This window comes from Chitinivorax sp. PXF-14 (assembly GCF_040812015.1).
Lineage (GTDB): Bacteria > Pseudomonadota > Gammaproteobacteria > Burkholderiales > SCOH01 > JBFNXJ01.
On record NZ_JBFNXJ010000013.1, the window covers coordinates 1 to 17,089 of the forward strand.

Here is a 17,089-nt window from a genome sequence, read left to right on the forward strand (position 1 = left end):
GGGGGGGGGTGGCTGCGAGGGCGGGAGGGAACCCCCGCCCAGCAAGGTGTTGCAGCGATTGTCAGCCGGCGACCACGGCCCCGCGGATCTGTTCGAGCGCGGATGGGTCGTCCAGCGTGGTCAGGTCGCCCGGGTCACGCCCTTCCGCCAGCGCCTGGATCGAGCGCCGCAGCAGCTTGCCCGAGCGGGTCTTGGGCAGCAGCGCGACGAAATGCACCCGTACCGGCCGCGCGATTGCGCCCAACTGGGCATCCACGGTGGACATGATCTCCTTCTCGAGCGCCACCCTGCCCTCGGCATCCGCCACCCGTGCCGGGTCGCGCACCACGGCGAAGGCCACCACTGCCTGCCCCTTCAGCTCGTCGGCCACGCCGACCACCGCCACCTCGGCCACCGCCGCGTGGCAGGAGATCGCTTCTTCGATCTCGCGCGTGCCGAGCCGGTGGCCGGCGACGTTGATCACGTCGTCGGCGCGGCCGAGGATGAAGTAATAGCCGTCAGCATCGCACCGCGCCCAGTCGAAGCTCGAATAGACGAGATCGTTGAAGTTGCTGAAATAGGTGTTGACGAAGCGTTCGTCGTTGCCCCAGATCGTCTGCAGGCAGCCCGGCGGTAGCGGCGGCACCAGTACCAGCACGCCCTTCTCGTCGGTGCCGACGGGCTTGCCCGTACCCTCGTGCAGCAGCCGCACGTTGAAGCCGTAGACCGGGAAGCCGGGGGAGCCGAATTTCTTGTCGGATTTCTCGATGCCGGGCTGGGCAGAGAGGATCGGCCAGCCGGTTTCGGTCTGCCAGTAGTTGTCGATCACCGGCACCTTGAGTGCATCGCTGATCCAGCGCGAGGTCGGCTCGTCGAGCGGCTCGCCGGCCAGGTACAGCGCGCGCAGGCTCGTTACGTCGTGGCGGCTCAGGCAGGCTGGGTCTTGCTTCTTGAGCACGCGGATCGCCGTCGGGCTCGAAAACATCACGTTGACCTTGTGCTGCTCGACGATCTTCCACCAGATCGCCGCGTCGGGATTGATCGGCAGCCCTTCGTAAACCACCGTGGTCATGCCGGCGATCAGCGGGCCGTAGACGATATACGAGTGGCCGACCACCCAGCCGATATCGGAGGTGGTGAACATCGTGTCGCCGGGCTTGCCGCAATAGATATATTTCATCGAGGCCGCCAGCGCCACGGCATAGCCGCCCGTGTCGCGCTGCACGCCCTTGGGCTTGCCGGTGGTGCCCGAGGTGTAGAGGATATAGCTCGGATCGCTGGATTCGAGCCATTCCACGCTCACGCGCGCGCCCTCGTGTTCGGCGCGCAGCGTGGCGTAATCAACATCGCGTCCATCGACGCGCTGCATGCCCTGGTCGAGCCCGCGATTCACGATCACCACCTTGGCCGGCGGATGTTCGGCCAGCCGCAGCGCCTCGTCCACCAGCGGCTTGTAGGCGATCACCCTGCCGCCGCGCATGCCGGCATCGGCGGTGAACATCAGCTTCGGCCGGGCATCGTCGATACGGCTCGCCAGGCTGTGGGCGGCAAACCCGCCGAACACCACCGAGTGCACCGCGCCGATGCGCGCGCAGGCAAGCATGGCGAAGATCGCCTCCGGCACCATCGGCATGTAGATGACCACGCGATCACCCTTGCCGACGCCTTGCGACTTGAGCACCGCCGCGCAGGCATTGACCTCGGCGTGCAGCTCTGCAAAACTGTAATTTATTTCAGTATTGGTTTCGGTCGAAATATAGACGAGCGCGTTTTGCTGCGCGCGCTCCGCCAGGTGGCGGTCGACCGCGTTGTGGCACAGGTTGGTGCGCCCGCCGACAAACCAGCGGGTGAACGGCGGGTGCTGGTAGTCGAGCGTGTGATTGAACGGCACATGCCAGTCGACCAGCTCGGCTTGTTGCGCCCAGAAACTGTCGGGGTCGGAAATCGACCATTGGTGGAATTCTTGGTAATTCATGAAGCTCCATCCTCGCAAGTGGGCCCGTGTTCCAGATAAAGCGGTAACAGGGCTTAGACTGTTGTTATATGTCTTTGCCGGCCTCGTGGCCGGTTACTCGGAAAAAGCTCCAGCGGCCCCGTTTTTATACGCCGGTTTTTTCGGCTTTTGCGGAAAATATTCTGATGGACATCATCAAACGTTGTGATTGGTGCAATGGCAGCGCCGCCTATCAGGCCTACCACGATCAGGAATGGGGCGTGCCGGTGCACGACGACCAGACGCTGTTCGAATACCTGATACTCGAGGGCGCGCAGGCCGGCCTGTCGTGGTCGACCATACTCAACAAGCGCGACAACTACCGGCGCCTGTTCGACCACTTCGACATCGCCACGGTCGCGGCCTACGACGACGCGAGACAGGCAGCCCTGCTGCAGGATGCCGGCATCGTGCGCAATCGCCAGAAGGTGGCCGCGGCGGTGATCAACGCCCAGGCCAGCCTGCGCGTGCAGGACGAATTCGGCAGCCTCGATGCCTACCTGTGGCGCTTCGTCGGCGGCAGCCCGATCCAGAACCGCTGGGCGGACCGCAGCGAGGTGCCGGCGAAGACGGCGCAATCCGACACGATGAGCCGTGAGCTGCAGAAACGCGGCTTCAAGTTCGTCGGCAGCACCATCTGCTACGCTTTCATGCAGGCCACCGGCATGGTCAACGACCACCCTGTCGGCTGTTTCCGCCATGAGCAGGTCCGAGCATTGAGCTGCCGATAACAGGGAGATGAAATGAGCTACCACCTGATTTGCGGCATCGGCTGCGGCTCCGCCATCGTCGAGGCGGCGCTGGTGCTGAGCGGCCTGCCCTTCACCATCGAAGATACCGAGTACTGGAACGAAGGCCCGAGCCGCGAGCGGCTATTGAGCGTGAATCCGCTGGGCCAGGTGCCGGTGCTGCAATTGCCCGATGGGCAGTGGATCAGCGAGAGCGCGGCGATGCTCCTCCATCTTGGCGATGTTTCACCTGAGGCGGGCTTGGTGCCGCCTGCCGGGCACCCGGCGCGTGCCCGTTTCCTGCATTGGCTGCAGTTCCTGGTTTGCGCGATCTACCCCACCTTCACCTATGGCGACGACCCGGCCAGATGGGTCGGCAGCGAGGCCACGGGGCGCGCCCTGAAGCAAAGCACGGACGAACACCGCAAACGGCTGTGGGTGCAACTCGAACATCAGCTCGGCGACGGCTCATGGTGCCTCGGCGACAGCTTCTCCGCACTCGACCTGTATCTGACCGTGATGAGCCAGTGGCGGCCGGGACGGGACTGGTTTGCCGGCAATTGCCCGAAGATCGCGGCCATCGCCGCGCGTGGCGACGCGATCGCGGCATTGGCGCCGGTGTGGCAGCGCAATTTCTCCGACAGCTGAAGTCCGAGCGGCAACTAAAGACCAGCCGGAGCCGGAAGGCTGGCCGGCACTAGATAGCGAGAGGTACGACAAGACGATGAACAAGACGATGAATCGGCAGAAAAATTTTTAGAGCTGGGCTCAAGTATTGCCGTCGATTGCCGATGACATGTCATCCCCTCCGGAATGACTGCCATGAACACGCTGCCCATCTCATCCACTGGCGCGTCTGGGCTTGCTTCCTACCCGCTCGCGCAACCCACCGACACCAGCAGGCTGGCCCGCGCCAGTAGCAACCAGGCGCAGGCGACACCGCAGAACAGCCCGCTCGGCCAACGGGTAAATCACCTCGGCGTGGCGACGCTCGACATGGCGCAGCAGTTTCTCGGCAGCTTTGCCCAGCAACTGTTTGGCGACCAGGCCAAGGGCATGAAGGTCAGCTTCGACTCGTTCGAGCTATCGGCGTCGAGCACCGCCAGCGCGGCGGCAACACTGAGCAAGACCAGCCAGGGCACCGATGTGGCGGCGGCATTCCGCCTTGAGGACAGCAGCAGCTTCACCGGCCACGGCACGCTGACGACAGCCGACGGCCAGAGCTTCGAATTCGAGATCGAGGTCCGCTACGCCTCGGTGCAGGAGGCGGCCTACGCGGCCAGCCAGCAGCGCTCCTTGCCAGCGGCGGGGAACGCGCAGCAGGCAGCCCAGCCGCAGACAGCCGGCAACACTCAGCAAGCCGCCTTACCGCAGACCAGCACGCAGGATAGCTTGCGCAGCCAGTTTGCCGGGACGGCGGACGACCTGCTGTCGCAACTGTCGGCCGAGCCGGTGCGCCAGCCCTTCCAGCTCGATCTGACACAGGACAACGGCAACCCGCTCAAGCTGCTGGGCGATCTCGCGCTGAAATTACTCGACCTGCCCGGCGGGCCGCGCCACGTCGATCTGCCCCAGGTCGGCAAGGACGACGCAAACGGCAAGAAGGGCCTGTCGGTTCAGGCTTGAGCCAGCCAGCAACGACAAGGGGTCGCCCGAATAGGCGGCCCCTTGTCAGGCCAGGCAAGCCGGCGCGGCCGGTTTGAAGCTGGCATTCGGGTATGGCTGCGACCACGCCCGGCAACGCTGCTTCAGGCCGTCTTTTGCTCCGCCAGGCCGAGCTCATCGGCGAAGCGCTTGCGCAGCATGTGCTTCTGGATCTTACCGGTGATGGTCATCGGGAACTCGGTCACGAAACGCACATAGCGCGGCACCTTGTAGTGCGCAATCTGGCCCCGGCAGAACTCGCGTATTTCCTCCTCGCTCGCCGCCGTGCCGTCCTTGAGGATGATGCAGGCGCACAGTTCCTCGCCGTATTTCGCATCGGGCACACCGACCACCTGCACGTCGCGCACCTTGGGATGGCGATAGAGAAATTCTTCGAGCTCTCGCGGGTAGATGTTCTCGCCACCGCGGATCACCATGTCCTTGGCGCGGCCGACGATATTGCAGTAGCCGTCGGCGTCGATCACGCCCAGATCGCCTGTGTGCATCCAACCGTCCGGGTCGATCGCCTCGGAGGTCTTGGCCGGCGCATTCCAGTAGCTCTGCATCACCGAGTAGCCGCGCGTCAGCAACTCGCCCGGCTCGCCGCAGGGCAGCGTGCTGCCGTCCGGGCCGACGACCTTGACCTCGACATTGGGGTGGATGCGCCCCACGGTGGACACCCGCTTTTCGATCGGATCGTCGAGCGCGCTCTGAAAGCTCACCGGCGAGGTTTCTGTCATGCCATAGGCAATCGTTACCTGACTCATGTGCATCTGCCCGATCACGCGTTTCATCACCTCGATTGGACACGGCGAGCCGGCCATGATGCCGGTACGCAGGCTGGCCAGGTCGAAGCGGGCGAAATCGGGGTGATCGAGCTCGGCGATGAACATCGTCGGCACGCCATAGAGCGCGGTGCAGCGCTCCTCGGCCACCGTCTGCAACACGGCGAGCGGGTCGAAGCCCTCACATGGGTAGACCATGGTCGCACCGTGCGTGATGCAGCCGAGATTGGCCATGACCATGCCGAAGCAGTGGTACAGCGGCACCGGGATGCACATGCGGTCGTGCTCGGTCAGCGCGATGGCCTCGGTGACGAAATAGCCGTTGTTGAGGATGTTGCGATGCGTCAGCGTTGCGCCCTTGGGCGAGCCGGTGGTGCCCGAGGTGAACTGGATGTTGATCGCGTCGTTGCGGTCGAGCGTGTCGGCAAGTGCCGCCAGCCGGGCAAGCTCATCGGGGCCGGCGGGGGTCAAGAGCTCGTCGAAATTCAGCATGCCGGGTGTGCGCTGCGGGCCCATGCGGATCACCCATTGCAGTGCCGGCAGCCGCGCGGCCCCGAGCTGGCCCGGCGTGCCCGTAGCCAGCTCCGGTGCGAGCTCGGCGAGTATCGCCAGGTAATCGCTGCTCTTGAACTGCGGCGACAGGATCAGCGCCTTGCATTCGACCAGGTTCAGCGCGTATTCGAGCTCGAACACGCGGTACGAGGGGTTGATGTTGACCAGCACCAGCCCGGCCTTGGCCGTGGCGAACTGGGTGATCGCCCATTCCGCGTTGTTCTGCGACCAGATGCCGATGCGGTCGCCGGGCTGCAGGCCGAGCCGCAACAAGCTCGCGGCCAGTTGCTCGACCTTGTCACCGAGCTCGCGATAGCTGAGCCGCACGTTCTGGTGGCGCACCACGAGCGCCTCGCGTTCGCCGAAACGGGCGACAGTCTTGTCGAAATAGCGGCCGATGGTGTCCTCGATCAGCGGCAGATCGCGCCGGCCGACGACATGGCTGAGCTTGTCTTGCGTCATTTGCTTTCCTTCTTCGGGTTGGATGGCGGGTCTGGCGCCCGCCTGCTACAAATCGAAAACAGGCGCTCAGGCCGCGACCAGCGGCACGAGCCAGTCGCCCTGGCGATCGAGCGCACGCACGCGCAGCAGCTCGCCGACCAGCATCTCGGCCAGCTCGCGGTGATCGAGCCCGAGGTATAGCCGGTTCATGTCGCGGTAGAAGGCCAGGCCGTCGAGATAGGCCGGCATGTCGGCCAACGGCATGCGCTGCTTTTCCAGCAGGTTGAACATCAGCAGCGCCTTCATCATCGCCTTGGCCCGCTTCACCGGGTCGCCCTCCAGCGCGCGCAGCCGGCTTCGTGCGCGATCCAGCGCGGCGGGCACGTCGCCAAACAGGCGGCCATGGCCGGGGATGACCCAATCCACGTCGAGCTCGCCGATCACGTCCAGCGTGTCGATGGCGGCGTCGAGAAAGCGCTCGTCGGTCGGCTCGACCACGCCGAGCCCGTTCTCCCACAGGGCATCACCCGAGATCAGCAGCCTGAATTCGGGTGAATGGAACATCAGCGCTTCCATGCGGTGGCCGGGGGCCGCGACGGCCTGCCACTCGGTGCCGCCGAGCAATAGCGTGTCGCCGGCGCGGATCAGGCCATCGACGCGGAACGGCTCGGCCTGCTGGCCCGCGACATCGAGCCACAGGGCCTGCCCGTCCCAGTGTTCGAGATGCGCGCGCTCGCCCTCCGGCACCCAGACTTCGCAGCCATACTCGGCCTGCAGCCTGGCGTTGCCGCCCATGTGGTCGCTATGGCAGTGGGTATTGAGCACGCGTGCCAGCGGCGCATCGCCGAGCGCGCCCGGTTCGCGCAACAGCTTGACGGTGGCATCGGCATGGGTGCAGTAGGCGCTGTCGATCAGGACATTGCCGTCGCGATGCAGGAACAGCACATGGTTGGCATTGAGCCAGCCGCGTTCGATGAAACGCAGCGATGCGGGGAGTGTGGGCAAGATGTTGTCTCGTGTGGCGAGGTGTGCTGCTTGTGGCATGCCGCCTCTTTGTCTTGCACCAAGATAGCGCTACTGCCGCCGTGCGGCAACTGCCGGCGCGTCGGCACGACGACTGGCAGTTGCTGGTTTTACACATTCTTTATACGCCGCGGCCAAGCTTTTACCCGTTCTTTACCCGCCGCCGCCTAGCATGTAAATGCCCTGATTCGGGCGCTTGGCGCGGGGGCCGGCGCGATGCGCCGAGCCTCGTCGCGCCCACACTGAGCGAGATGAAATGGACATCTTATACATTGCATTGACGGCAGCCTTCGGCTCGGCCATCTGGCTGTTCGCGAGGGGCTGCGGCAACCTGGAGACCCCACGATGAGCTTTCTCTACCTGATGTCGGGCATCGGCGTGGCGCTACTGCTCGCTTACCTGATTTTTGCGCTACTCAAGCCGGAGAAATTCTGATGACCATGCAGGCCTGGCTACAACTCTTGCTTTATCTCAGCGCGCTGCTGGCGCTGGCCTGGCCCTTGGGCCGCTACATGGCCGGCGTGCTCGAAGGCAGGCCGTCGCTGGCGACCCGGATCGCGGGGCCGGTCGAGCGCCTGGCGTACCGCGCCGCCGGCGTGAAACCTGAGGCAGAAATGGGCTGGAAGGCCTATGCCGTCGCCCTGATCGTGTTCAACCTGATCGGCGTGGTGGCAGTCTACGCGCTGCAACGCACGCAGGGCATGCTGCCGCTCAACCCGCAGGGGATGGGCGCGGTCTCGCCCGATTCATCGTTCAATACCGCGATCAGCTTCGTCACCAACACCAACTGGCAGGGCTACGGTGGCGAGACCACGATGAGCTACCTGACGCAGATGGCAGCGCTGGCGGTGCAGAACTTCCTCTCCGCCGCCACCGGCATTGCCGTGGCCATCGCGCTGATCCGCGGTTTTGCGCGCCATAGCACGCAGACATTGGGCAACGCCTGGGTCGACCTGATGCGTTCCACCCTCTACATCCTGCTGCCGATCTCGCTGGTGATCGCCGTGGTGCTGATGGGCCAGGGCATGATCCAGAACGTCGATGGCTACAAGACGGTGCACACCGTGCAGCCCGTCACCTATGAGCAACCGAGGCTCGACGCGGCCGGCCAGCCGGTCAACGGCGCCGACGGCAAGCCGCAGATGGAATCGGTCACCACGCAGCAGCAGATGCTGGCGATGGGCCCGGTGGCCTCGCAGGTAGCGATCAAGATGCTCGGCACCAATGGCGGTGGCTTCTTCAACGCCAATGCGGCGCATCCCTATGAAAACCCGACGCCGCTGTCGAATTTCGTACAGATGCTTGCGATTTTCCTGATCCCGGCGGCGCTGTGCTTCGTGTTCGGCCGCGTGGTCGGCGACGCGCGCCAGGGCTGGGCGATACTCGGCGCGATGACGGTGATCTTCGTCGTCATGTACGCCGTGGCGGTGTGGGCCGAGGCGCGCGGCAACCCGGGCGCGCTGGCCGGCACCGATCAGCTGGCGAGCGCACTGCAGGCCGGCGGCAATATGGAAGGCAAGGAAACGCGTTTCGGCATCGTCGCTTCCAGCCTGTTCGCGACGATCACCACGGCGGCATCGTGCGGCGCGGTCAATGCGATGCACGACTCGTTCACGCCGCTGGGCGGCCTGGTGCCACTATGGCTGATGCAGCTCGGCGAGGTGGTGTTCGGCGGCGTCGGCTCGGGCCTCTACGGCATGCTGATCTACGCCGTCATGGCCGTGTTCCTGGCCGGGCTGATGATAGGTCGCACGCCGGAATACCTGGGCAAGAAGATCGAAGCCTTCGACATCAAGATGAGCTCGCTGGCCATCCTGATCACCCCGGCGCTGGTCTTGATCGGCACCGCGATCGCCGTCGCCGCCGCCGATGGCAAGGCCGGCATCTTGAACCCCGGCGCGCATGGCTTCAGCGAGGTGCTGTATGCCTTCTCGTCGGCCGCCAACAACAATGGCAGCGCCTTTGCCGGGCTGTCCGCCAACACCCCGTTCTACAACATCCTGCTTGCCATCGCGATGTGGTTCGGCCGTTTCGGCGTGATCGTGCCCGTGCTGGCCATTGCCGGCTCGCTGGCCGCGAAGAAGCGGCTGGCCATCACCTCGGGCACCATGCCCACGCACGGGCCGCTGTTCATCTGCCTGCTGGTCGGCACGGTGATCCTGGTCGGTGCGCTGACCTATGTACCCGCACTGGCACTCGGGCCGGTGGCGGAACACGTGACCCTGTTCGCGCGCTGAGCGGAGGAAAAACATGAATCCCAAGGATCAACGACATCTGGCAGCCCTCGCGGGCCACCAGCAACACGACACGCCCCCGCCGCGCAGCCACAGGCCCCGCCAGGGCCTGTGGGACCCGACACTGCTGAAACCCGCACTGATGGATTCGTTCAGGAAACTCGACCCGCGTATCCAGCTCCGTAACCCGGTGATGTTCGTCGTCTATCTCGGCAGCATCCTGACCACCGGCCTGTTCGTGCAGGCGCTCGCGGGGCACGGCGAGGCGCCGGCCGGCTTCATTCTGGCAACCGCCGTCTGGCTGTGGTTCACCGTGCTGTTCGCCAACTTCGCCGAGGCACTGGCCGAGGGCCGCAGCAAGGCACAGGCGGCAGCCCTGCGCGGCGCCAAGCAAAACGCCATCGCCAAGAAACTGCGCGGCCAGACCCGCGAATCCGGTGTCGAGCTGACTGACGGCAACAGCCTGCGCAAGGGCGATGTCGTGCTGGTCGAGGCGCATGACGTGATTCCCGCCGACGGCGAGGTGATCGACGGCGTGGCTTCGGTCGATGAATCGGCGATCACCGGTGAATCGGCGCCGGTGATCCGCGAATCGGGTGGCGACTTCTCGGCCGTCACCGGCGGCACGCGCGTGCTGTCGGACTGGATCGTGATGCGCGTCACCGTCAACCCGGGCGAGGCCTTTCTCGACCGCATGATCGCCATGGTCGAAGGCGCCAAGCGCCAGAAGACGCCGAACGAGATCGCGCTGACGATCCTGCTCGTGGCGCTGACCATCATCTTCCTGCTGGTGACGGTGACGCTGCTGCCGTTCTCGATCTTCAGCGTCGGCGCCGCCGGTGCCGGCAGCCCGGTCACGATTACCGTGCTGACGGCGCTGCTGGTGTGCCTGATCCCGACTACGATAGGCGGGCTGCTGTCGGCCATCGGCGTGGCCGGCATGAGCCGCATGATGCAGGCGAACGTGATTGCCACCTCGGGACGCGCGGTCGAGGCTGCCGGCGACGTCGACGTGCTGCTGCTCGACAAGACCGGCACGATCACGCTCGGCAACCGCCAGGCCAGCGCCTTCATCGCCGCACCTGGCGTGGCCGAGCAGGTACTGGCCGACGCCGCGCAGCTCGCCTCATTCGCCGACGAGACGCCCGAGGGCCGCTCGATCATCGTGCTGGCCAAGCAGCGCTTCAATCTGCGCGGCCGCGAGCTGCATGAACTGCACGCCAGTTTCATCCCGTTCACGGCGCAGACGCGCATGAGCGGCGTCGACCTGCCCGATCGGCAGATCCGCAAGGGCGCGGTCGATGCGATGCGGGCGCATGCCAAGCAGCTGGGCCATCCCTTCCCGAAGGAGGTCGAGCAGGCGGTCAGCGATGTCGCACGCCGCGGCAGCACCCCGCTGGTGGTGTCGGACGATCAGCGCGTGCTCGGCGTGGTCGAGCTGAAGGACATCGTCAAGGGCGGTATCAAGGAGCGCTTTGCCGAGCTGCGCCGGATGGGCATCAAGACCGTCATGATCACCGGTGACAACCCGCAGACGGCGGCGGCCATCGCGGCTGAGGCGGGCGTGGATGACTTCCTTGCCGAAGCCACGCCGGAAGCCAAGCTCAAACTGATCCGCAGCCATCAGGGCGAGGGCAAGCTGGTGGCGATGACCGGCGACGGCACCAACGATGCCCCGGCGCTGGCGCAGGCCGATGTCGCGGTGGCGATGAACACCGGCACGCAGGCGGCGAAAGAGGCCGGCAATATGGTCGACCTCGATTCGAACCCGACCAAGCTGATCGAGATCGTCGAGATCGGCAAGCAGATGCTGATGACACGCGGCTCATTGACAACCTTCAGCATCGCCAACGACGTGGCCAAGTTCTTCGCCATCATCCCGGCCATGTTCGCGACGACCTATCCGCAGCTCGACGCGCTCAACGTGATGGGGCTCAACAGCCCGTCGAGCGCGATCATGTCGGCGGTGATCTTCAATGCGCTGATCATCGTCGCGCTGATCCCGCTGGCGCTGAAGGGGGTGACCTACCGCGCCCTCGGCGCCGCCACGCTGCTGCGGCGCAACCTGCTGATCTACGGCCTGGGCGGCATCATCGTGCCCTTTGCCGGCATCAAGGTGATTGATATGGCGCTCGGGCTCTTGGGTCTGGCATGACAACGTGTGGCAGGCCGGCGTGTCCCCGGCCTGTCGATGAATCAGGAGTGATATGTGATGAAACAAACCTTACGCCCCGCGGTGACATTGTTTGTGCTGCTGACAGCGCTGACCGGCCTTGCCTACCCGCTACTGACGACGGGAATCGGCAAATTGCTGTTCCCCGCCCAGGTGGCAGGGAGTCTGATCGTTCAGGACGGCAGAACAGTCGGCTCTGAACTGATCGGCCAGCAATTCACCGAGCCGCGGTATTTCTGGGGCCGCCCCTCCGCCACCATCCCGATGCCCTACAATGCAGCCGCCTCCGGCGGCACCAACCTGGGCCCGCTGAACCCGGCGCTGGCCGACGCGGTCCACACCCGTATCGCCGCGCTCAAGGCAGCCGACCCGGGCAACACCGCGCCGATACCGGTCGACCTGGTCACCGCCTCGGCCAGCGGCCTCGATCCGCACATCAGCCCGGCGGCGGCGCAGTATCAGGCCGCGCGCGTTGCCCGGGCACGCCAGCTGGCGCCGGCCGAGGTAGCAGCGCTGATCGGCCGCCATACCGAGCCGCCGCAGTGGGGGCTGTTCGGCGAAGCGCGGGTCAATGTGCTGAAATTGAACCTGGCCCTCGATGCATTGAAACGCTAGCCTGCGAGGCAATGCCGACGCGCCCTGCAGCCGTGCCGGGAGCCGCGCCGGCATTGGCGCTGCAGCCCTGGCAGGCCCCGGCCTGCCGCACACACGACACGAAGAACGATGCAAGACACCCGCCCAGACCCCGATCAACTGCTCGAGAAAGTGATGCTCGAGGAAGCCCGCCAGCACCGCGGCCGCCTGAAGATCTTCTTTGGCGGCTGTGCCGGCGTCGGCAAGACCTATGCGATGCTCAATGCCGCGCGGCAAGCCCACGCGAAGGGGCTGGACGTGGTTGTCGGCATCGTCGAGACCCATGGCCGGGCCGAGACGGCCAGGCTGCTCGACGGCCTGGCGCGGCTGCCGCCACGGCAGGTCGATCACCGCGGCCGACAGTTGCCGGAATTCGATCTCGACGCGGCGCTCGCACGCCAGCCGCAACTGATCCTGATCGACGAGCTGGCCCACACCAACGTCGAGGGCTCGCGCCACACCAAGCGCTGGCAGGATGTCGAGGAACTGCTCGGCGCCGGCATCGATGTCTACACCACGGTCAACGTCCAGCACCTCGAGCGGCTCAACGACATCGTCGGGCAGATCACCGGCATCCGCGTGTGGGAGACGGTGCCCGACCGCATCTTCGACGAGGCCGACGAGATCTCGCTGGTCGACCTGCCGCCCGACGAGCTGCTGCTGCGCCTCAAGGAAGGCAAGGTGTATGTGCCGCACCAGGCCGAGCGCGCGGCCAGACACTTCTTCCGCAAGGGCAACCTGATCGCGCTGCGCGAGCTGGCGCTGCGGCGCACCGCCGACCGCGTTGATGCACAGATGCGCGACTACCGGGCCGATCAGTCGATCAGCCAGGTGTGGCAGGCCAAGGAACGGCTGCTGCTGTGCGTCGGGCCCGGCCCGGCCGGCAACACGCTGGTACGCAGCGCGGCGCGGCTCGCGGCCAGCCTCAAGGCCGACTGGATCGCCGTCTACGTCGAGACCCCCAGGCTGCAGCGGTTGTCCGACGCTCATCGCGAGCGCATTTTGCAGACGCTGAAACTGGCGCAGGAGCTCGGCGCCGAGACCGCCACGCTGGCCGGCCCAGATGTCAGCAGCGTGCTGCTCGGCTACGCCGGCAGCCGCAATGTCTCCAAGCTGGTGGTCGGCAAGAGCCAGCGCCGCTACTGGACGGCAATCGGGCGGCCATCGCTGGCCGACGAGCTGGGCCGGCACTCGATCGACGTCGATGTGTATGTCGTCGGCCATGAGCTGCCCGAGCAGCCGGCGGACGCGCGCGCCAGCACCGACACCATCAGCCTGGAATTCGAAGAGGTGGTCGAGGCGCGCAAACGCGGCTACCTGTGGGCGCTGGCCGTGAGCGTCGCCACCACGCTGATCGCCTCCCCGCTCGCCAGCTTTCTCTACCTGCCCAACGTCGTCATGCTCTACCTGCTCGGGGTGGTGCTGGTGGCGGTGCGCTACGGCCACGGGCCGGCGGTGCTGTCGTCCTTCCTCAGCGTGGCGGCTTTCGACTTCTTTTTCGTGCCGCCGCGCCTGTCGTTTGCCGTCTCGGATACGCAATACCTGCTGACTTTCGCCGTGCTGCTGGTGGTGGCGCTGGTGATCAGCCAGCTCACCGCCAGCCTGCGCTACCAGGCGCATATCGCCACCTATCGCGAACGCCGCACCAGCGCGCTGTACAGTATGGCGCAGGCGCTCTCGGCCGCGCTCGCCACCTCGCAGATCATCGAGATCGCCAGCCGCCACCTGTGCGCCACCTTCCACGCCAAGGTGGCCGTGCTGCTGCCCGACAGCCACGAGGCGGTGCGCCAGCCGCTGCAGGAGATGAGCGCCGAGGTGCTCGAAACGACCGACCTGGGCGTGGCGCAGTGGGTCTACGACCATCAGGAGGTCGCCGGCCTCGGCACCTACACCCTGCCGGCCCACGCCGCCCGTTACCTGCCACTGAAGGCGCCGATGCGCACGCGTGGCGTGCTCGCCATCCAGCCCGACAACCCGCGCCACATCATGTCGCCGGAGCAGCAGCGCCTGCTCGATACCTTTGCCGCGCAGATCGCGCTGGCGCTGGAACGGGTTCATTACGTCGAGGTGGCGCAGGACGCGGTGGTGACGATGGAGGCCGAGCGCCTGCGCAATTCGCTGCTGTCGGCCATCTCGCACGACCTGCGCACGCCGCTGACGGTGATCGTGGGCCTCGCCTCCACGCTGGCTTCCGATGCCGGCCTCAACGACGAGACACGGCGCGAGCTGGCGACGTCGATGCAGGAAGAGGCCATGCGCATGAGCGGGCTCGTCACCAACCTGCTCGACATGGCGCGGCTGCAGGCTGGCGGCGTGCAGCTGTCGAAGCAGTGGCAGTTGCCGGAGGAAGTGATCGGCAGCGCCCTGCGTGCCAGCGAACGGCTGCTGCGCGAGCATCGGGTGACGGTCGAGGTCGCCCCCGAGGTGCCGCTGGTGTCATTCGACGCGGTGCTGGTGGAGCGCGTGTTGTGCAACCTGCTCGAGAACGCGGCCAAGTACACGCCGCCGGGCAGCACCATCCGCATCGCGGTGCAGCCGGCCGAGCACGATGTCCACCTGGTGGTCGAGGACAACGGGCCGGGGCTGCAGGCCGGCATGGAAGAAAAGGTGTTCGACAAGTTCACGCGCGGCGAAAAGGAGTCGGCCAAGCCCGGCGTCGGGCTTGGTCTCGCCATCTGCCGTGCCATCGTCGAGGCGCATGGCGGTAGAATCTGGGCCGATAGCCGCCCCGGCGGCGGCGCGCGCTTCACTGTCGCGCTGCCCGCCAGCGAACCCCCAGCGCTGGAAACCGCAGAGGCCAGCTGAGCCGCGCCCCTCAAGACCGAGCCATGAACGATATCGCCGCCACCGTTCTCGTCATCGAGGATGAAAAGCAGATCCGCCGCTTCCTGCGCGTTACGCTGGAGGCCGCCGGCTTCGCCGTGCACGAGGCCGACAACGCGCGCCAGGGGCTGATCGAGGCCGGCACGCGGCAACCCGACCTGCTGATCGTGGACCTCGGCCTGCCCGACCGCGACGGCGTTGATCTGATCCGCGATCTGCGCAGCTGGAGCAGCGTGCCGGTGATCGTCCTGTCAGCCCGCACGCAGGAGACGGACAAGGTCACCGCGCTCGACGCCGGCGCCGACGACTATCTCACCAAGCCGTTTGGCAGCCCCGAGCTGCTGGCCCGCATCCGCGCCCACCTGCGCCGGCGCACCGTAACACCCGACAGCGAGCACCCCAGCGCCCGCTTTGGCGAGGTCGTCGTCGATCTGGCCAGCCGCGAGGTGACGCGCGCGGGCAGCGCGGTCCACCTGACGCCGACCGAGTTCCGGCTGCTGGCGACGCTGATCCGCCACAGCGGGAAAGTGCTCACCCACCGGCAATTACTGCGCGAGGTATGGGGGCCGAGCCATATCGAGCAACACCACTACCTGCGCATCTATATGGGCAACCTGCGGCAGAAGCTCGAGCGCGACCCGGCGCAACCGGCGTTTCTGCTGACCGAGACCGGCGTCGGCTATCGCCTGGCAGCCGGCAACTGACGCGGCCCCATGGCCAAGCCCGGCGGGCGGAGCCTGATGCGCGGCCCGCGCGGGGCGGCGCTTCCGGATTGCTTGATCTTGATCAAACCATAACCCCACACATAGTGGGACTATACGTTCCAGAAGGTTCTGCCTTCTGCTTGTGTATCTCCAGTGGTTAATTCGACCCGCACGTGATGCGGGTCTTTTTTTGCCCGGCCGCCACGGGCTAGCGCTCGAACCAGTGCGGGCACCAGGCATGCGGGTTGCGCCAGATGCCGCCGGGGCAATCGCCGTAGCCCTCGACGAAACGGGCACGCAAGCCGGCCTCCATGCCCTTGAGAAAGGCACGTTCGCCCTCCCCCTCGCAGACGCCAAAGTAGGCGTAGCCGAGATAGCCCTCGCGATAACCGGTGGATTCGCTGCAATACAGCCGCAGGCCCTGAGCGTAGGCCGTGCGATAGGCTGCTTCGTCCAGCGCCACGCCGGCGCGGCGGCAGCTGTCGCGATGCTGTTCGAGGCGCCAGCCGGGCCACCCCTCCCTCCCGTCCTTGTTGCCGATGCCGGCCGGCGCGCGGCACTCGTCGCCGTTCATGGTGGCGCAGGCGGATAAACAAATCGTCAGCAACAGCAGCAGCTTGCGCATTCATTCCTCCTCGGCCGCGAGGGTGCGGCTCACTTCGGCCCGGATCCGCTCGACGTGGCTGCCTTCCCAGTAAACCTGGTGACAACCCTGGCAGCAGAAATAGCGCGTCTGCCAGGCCTGGACGCGGGCCGGCACGCGCTCGCGCACCGCGTCGAGCGTGCTGGGCACGAGCAGATCGTTGCACTGGCTGCAACGGCTGAACGGATGCAGGTGATGGCGCAAGCCGAAACGCAGAAACAACTCCCGCAACTGTCCCGCGAGATCGGTGTGATAGACAAACGCGCCCACGCTGACGACACTGTGCTTGAGCACACCCACGTCGCGCGTCAGCACGATGCGCTGCTCGGCCACCGCTTGCGCGATCAGCTCGGGGTCATCGATGTCGGGCCGGTAGGCGCAATCGAGGCCCAGCAGGCGCAGACGGCGGGCCAGCCGCCCCAGGTGCGCATCAAGGATGAAGCGTGGCGCCGCCGCACCCGTCGGCTGCAGACCCGCCCAGGGCGATACCTCGACCGTCTCACCGCCATCGAGACGTGCGGACAGTGCGGCCGCCCGGCCATCGATCAGCAGGCGGCCGACCTCGGTATGCGGCACGCCGAGCGACTCGACCCTATCCTTGACGGCGGGCCGGCCGGCAACGGGCACCCGCAAGGGGCCGTCGCGCCGCAGCGGTGGCAGAAAGCGGACGAGCTTGCCGCCTATCAGGAAAGTGCTACAGGGCATCTCCATGGTCGAGATGAGCGTGCAATTGT

Annotated in this window: 14 protein-coding genes; 9 read left to right on the plus strand and 5 right to left on the minus strand. The window is 66.1% G+C overall.

Annotated features, from left to right (window positions below; all coding sequences use genetic code 11):
* Positions 1-61: 61 nt before the first annotated feature.
* A complete protein-coding gene (locus ABWL39_RS15140; protein ID WP_367792950.1) occupies positions 62-1,954 on the minus strand; it encodes a propionate--CoA ligase in 1,893 nt (630 codons plus the stop codon).
* A gap of 164 nt (positions 1,955-2,118) precedes the next feature.
* Between ABWL39_RS15140 and ABWL39_RS15145 the strand changes: the two genes are divergently transcribed.
* From ABWL39_RS15145 to ABWL39_RS15155, 3 genes are all read left to right on the plus strand, one after another.
* On the plus strand, positions 2,119-2,703 hold the full coding sequence (locus tag ABWL39_RS15145; protein WP_367792953.1) for a DNA-3-methyladenine glycosylase I: 585 nt from the start codon (positions 2,119-2,121) through the stop codon (positions 2,701-2,703).
* Positions 2,704-2,715: 12 nt separating this feature from the next.
* Positions 2,716-3,348, plus strand: a complete 633-nt coding sequence (locus tag ABWL39_RS15150; protein WP_367792956.1) for a glutathione S-transferase family protein — start codon at positions 2,716-2,718, stop codon at positions 3,346-3,348.
* A 174-nt stretch (positions 3,349-3,522) separates the two neighbouring features.
* Positions 3,523-4,326: a hypothetical protein gene (locus ABWL39_RS15155; RefSeq protein WP_367792959.1), complete on the plus strand. Its 804-nt coding sequence runs from the start codon at positions 3,523-3,525 to the stop codon at positions 4,324-4,326.
* Positions 4,327-4,448: 122 nt separating this feature from the next.
* Here the strand turns inward: ABWL39_RS15155 and ABWL39_RS15160 are convergent, their stop codons facing one another.
* On the minus strand, positions 4,449-6,143 hold the full coding sequence (locus ABWL39_RS15160) for an AMP-binding protein (protein ID WP_367792961.1): 1,695 nt from the start codon (positions 6,141-6,143) through the stop codon (positions 4,449-4,451).
* 66 nt (positions 6,144-6,209) lie between these two features.
* Positions 6,210-7,127, minus strand: a complete 918-nt coding sequence (locus tag ABWL39_RS15165) for an MBL fold metallo-hydrolase (protein WP_367792963.1) — start codon at positions 7,125-7,127, stop codon at positions 6,210-6,212.
* A 363-nt stretch (positions 7,128-7,490) separates the two neighbouring features.
* Here ABWL39_RS15165 and kdpF point away from each other — a divergent pair, with 363 nt between their 5' ends.
* From kdpF to kdpE, 6 genes are all read left to right on the plus strand, one after another.
* Positions 7,491-7,580, plus strand: coding sequence for a K(+)-transporting ATPase subunit F (gene kdpF / locus ABWL39_RS15170; protein ID WP_367792966.1), 90 nt, complete (start codon positions 7,491-7,493; stop codon positions 7,578-7,580).
* Positions 7,580-9,382, plus strand: a complete 1,803-nt coding sequence (kdpA, locus tag ABWL39_RS15175; RefSeq protein ID WP_367792969.1) for a potassium-transporting ATPase subunit KdpA — start codon at positions 7,580-7,582, stop codon at positions 9,380-9,382. Before kdpF ends, kdpA begins: the two co-directional genes overlap by 1 nt.
* A gap of 13 nt (positions 9,383-9,395) precedes the next feature.
* A complete protein-coding gene (kdpB, locus tag ABWL39_RS15180; protein WP_367792972.1) occupies positions 9,396-11,534 on the plus strand; it encodes a potassium-transporting ATPase subunit KdpB in 2,139 nt (712 codons plus the stop codon).
* 57 nt (positions 11,535-11,591) lie between these two features.
* On the plus strand, positions 11,592-12,167 hold the full coding sequence (gene kdpC, locus ABWL39_RS15185) for a potassium-transporting ATPase subunit KdpC (protein WP_367792975.1): 576 nt from the start codon (positions 11,592-11,594) through the stop codon (positions 12,165-12,167).
* A 108-nt stretch (positions 12,168-12,275) separates the two neighbouring features.
* Entirely contained in the window at positions 12,276-14,990 is a 2,715-nt protein-coding gene (kdpD, locus tag ABWL39_RS15190; RefSeq protein ID WP_367792979.1) for a two-component system sensor histidine kinase KdpD, read from the plus strand.
* 23 nt (positions 14,991-15,013) lie between these two features.
* Positions 15,014-15,712 (plus strand): two-component system response regulator KdpE, encoded by a 699-nt coding sequence (gene kdpE, locus ABWL39_RS15195; protein ID WP_367792982.1) that lies wholly within the window; start codon positions 15,014-15,016, stop codon positions 15,710-15,712.
* 208 nt (positions 15,713-15,920) lie between these two features.
* On the opposite strand, the gene ABWL39_RS15200 is transcribed toward kdpE, so the two are convergent.
* Positions 15,921-16,337 carry a DUF2799 domain-containing protein gene (locus ABWL39_RS15200; RefSeq protein WP_367792985.1) on the minus strand — a complete coding sequence of 139 codons (417 nt, stop codon included), beginning with the start codon at positions 16,335-16,337 and terminating at the stop codon, positions 15,921-15,923.
* Positions 16,338-17,060 carry a Mut7-C RNAse domain-containing protein gene (locus tag ABWL39_RS15205; RefSeq protein ID WP_367792989.1) on the minus strand — a complete coding sequence of 241 codons (723 nt, stop codon included), beginning with the start codon at positions 17,058-17,060 and terminating at the stop codon, positions 16,338-16,340.
* Positions 17,061-17,089: the final 29 nt, after the last annotated feature.

Excerpts from the sequence above, each read along its gene's own strand:
- ABWL39_RS15140 (WP_367792950.1), bottom strand. The coding sequence starts at position 1,954 with ATGAATTACCAAGAATTCCACCAATGGTCGATTTCCGACCCCGACAGT.
- ABWL39_RS15145 (WP_367792953.1), top strand. The coding sequence starts at position 2,119 with ATGGACATCATCAAACGTTGTGATTGGTGCAATGGCAGCGCCGCCTAT.
- ABWL39_RS15150 (WP_367792956.1), top strand. The coding sequence starts at position 2,716 with ATGAGCTACCACCTGATTTGCGGCATCGGCTGCGGCTCCGCCATCGTC.
- ABWL39_RS15155 (WP_367792959.1), top strand. The coding sequence starts at position 3,523 with ATGAACACGCTGCCCATCTCATCCACTGGCGCGTCTGGGCTTGCTTCC.
- ABWL39_RS15160 (WP_367792961.1), bottom strand. The coding sequence starts at position 6,143 with ATGACGCAAGACAAGCTCAGCCATGTCGTCGGCCGGCGCGATCTGCCG.
- kdpF (WP_367792966.1), top strand. The coding sequence starts at position 7,491 with ATGAGCTTTCTCTACCTGATGTCGGGCATCGGCGTGGCGCTACTGCTC.
- kdpA (WP_367792969.1), top strand. The coding sequence starts at position 7,580 with ATGACCATGCAGGCCTGGCTACAACTCTTGCTTTATCTCAGCGCGCTG.
- kdpB (WP_367792972.1), top strand. The coding sequence starts at position 9,396 with ATGAATCCCAAGGATCAACGACATCTGGCAGCCCTCGCGGGCCACCAG.
- kdpC (WP_367792975.1), top strand. The coding sequence starts at position 11,592 with ATGAAACAAACCTTACGCCCCGCGGTGACATTGTTTGTGCTGCTGACA.
- kdpD (WP_367792979.1), top strand. The coding sequence starts at position 12,276 with ATGCAAGACACCCGCCCAGACCCCGATCAACTGCTCGAGAAAGTGATG.
- kdpE (WP_367792982.1), top strand. The coding sequence starts at position 15,014 with ATGAACGATATCGCCGCCACCGTTCTCGTCATCGAGGATGAAAAGCAG.
- ABWL39_RS15200 (WP_367792985.1), bottom strand. The coding sequence starts at position 16,337 with ATGCGCAAGCTGCTGCTGTTGCTGACGATTTGTTTATCCGCCTGCGCC.
- ABWL39_RS15205 (WP_367792989.1), bottom strand. The coding sequence starts at position 17,060 with ATGCCCTGTAGCACTTTCCTGATAGGCGGCAAGCTCGTCCGCTTTCTG.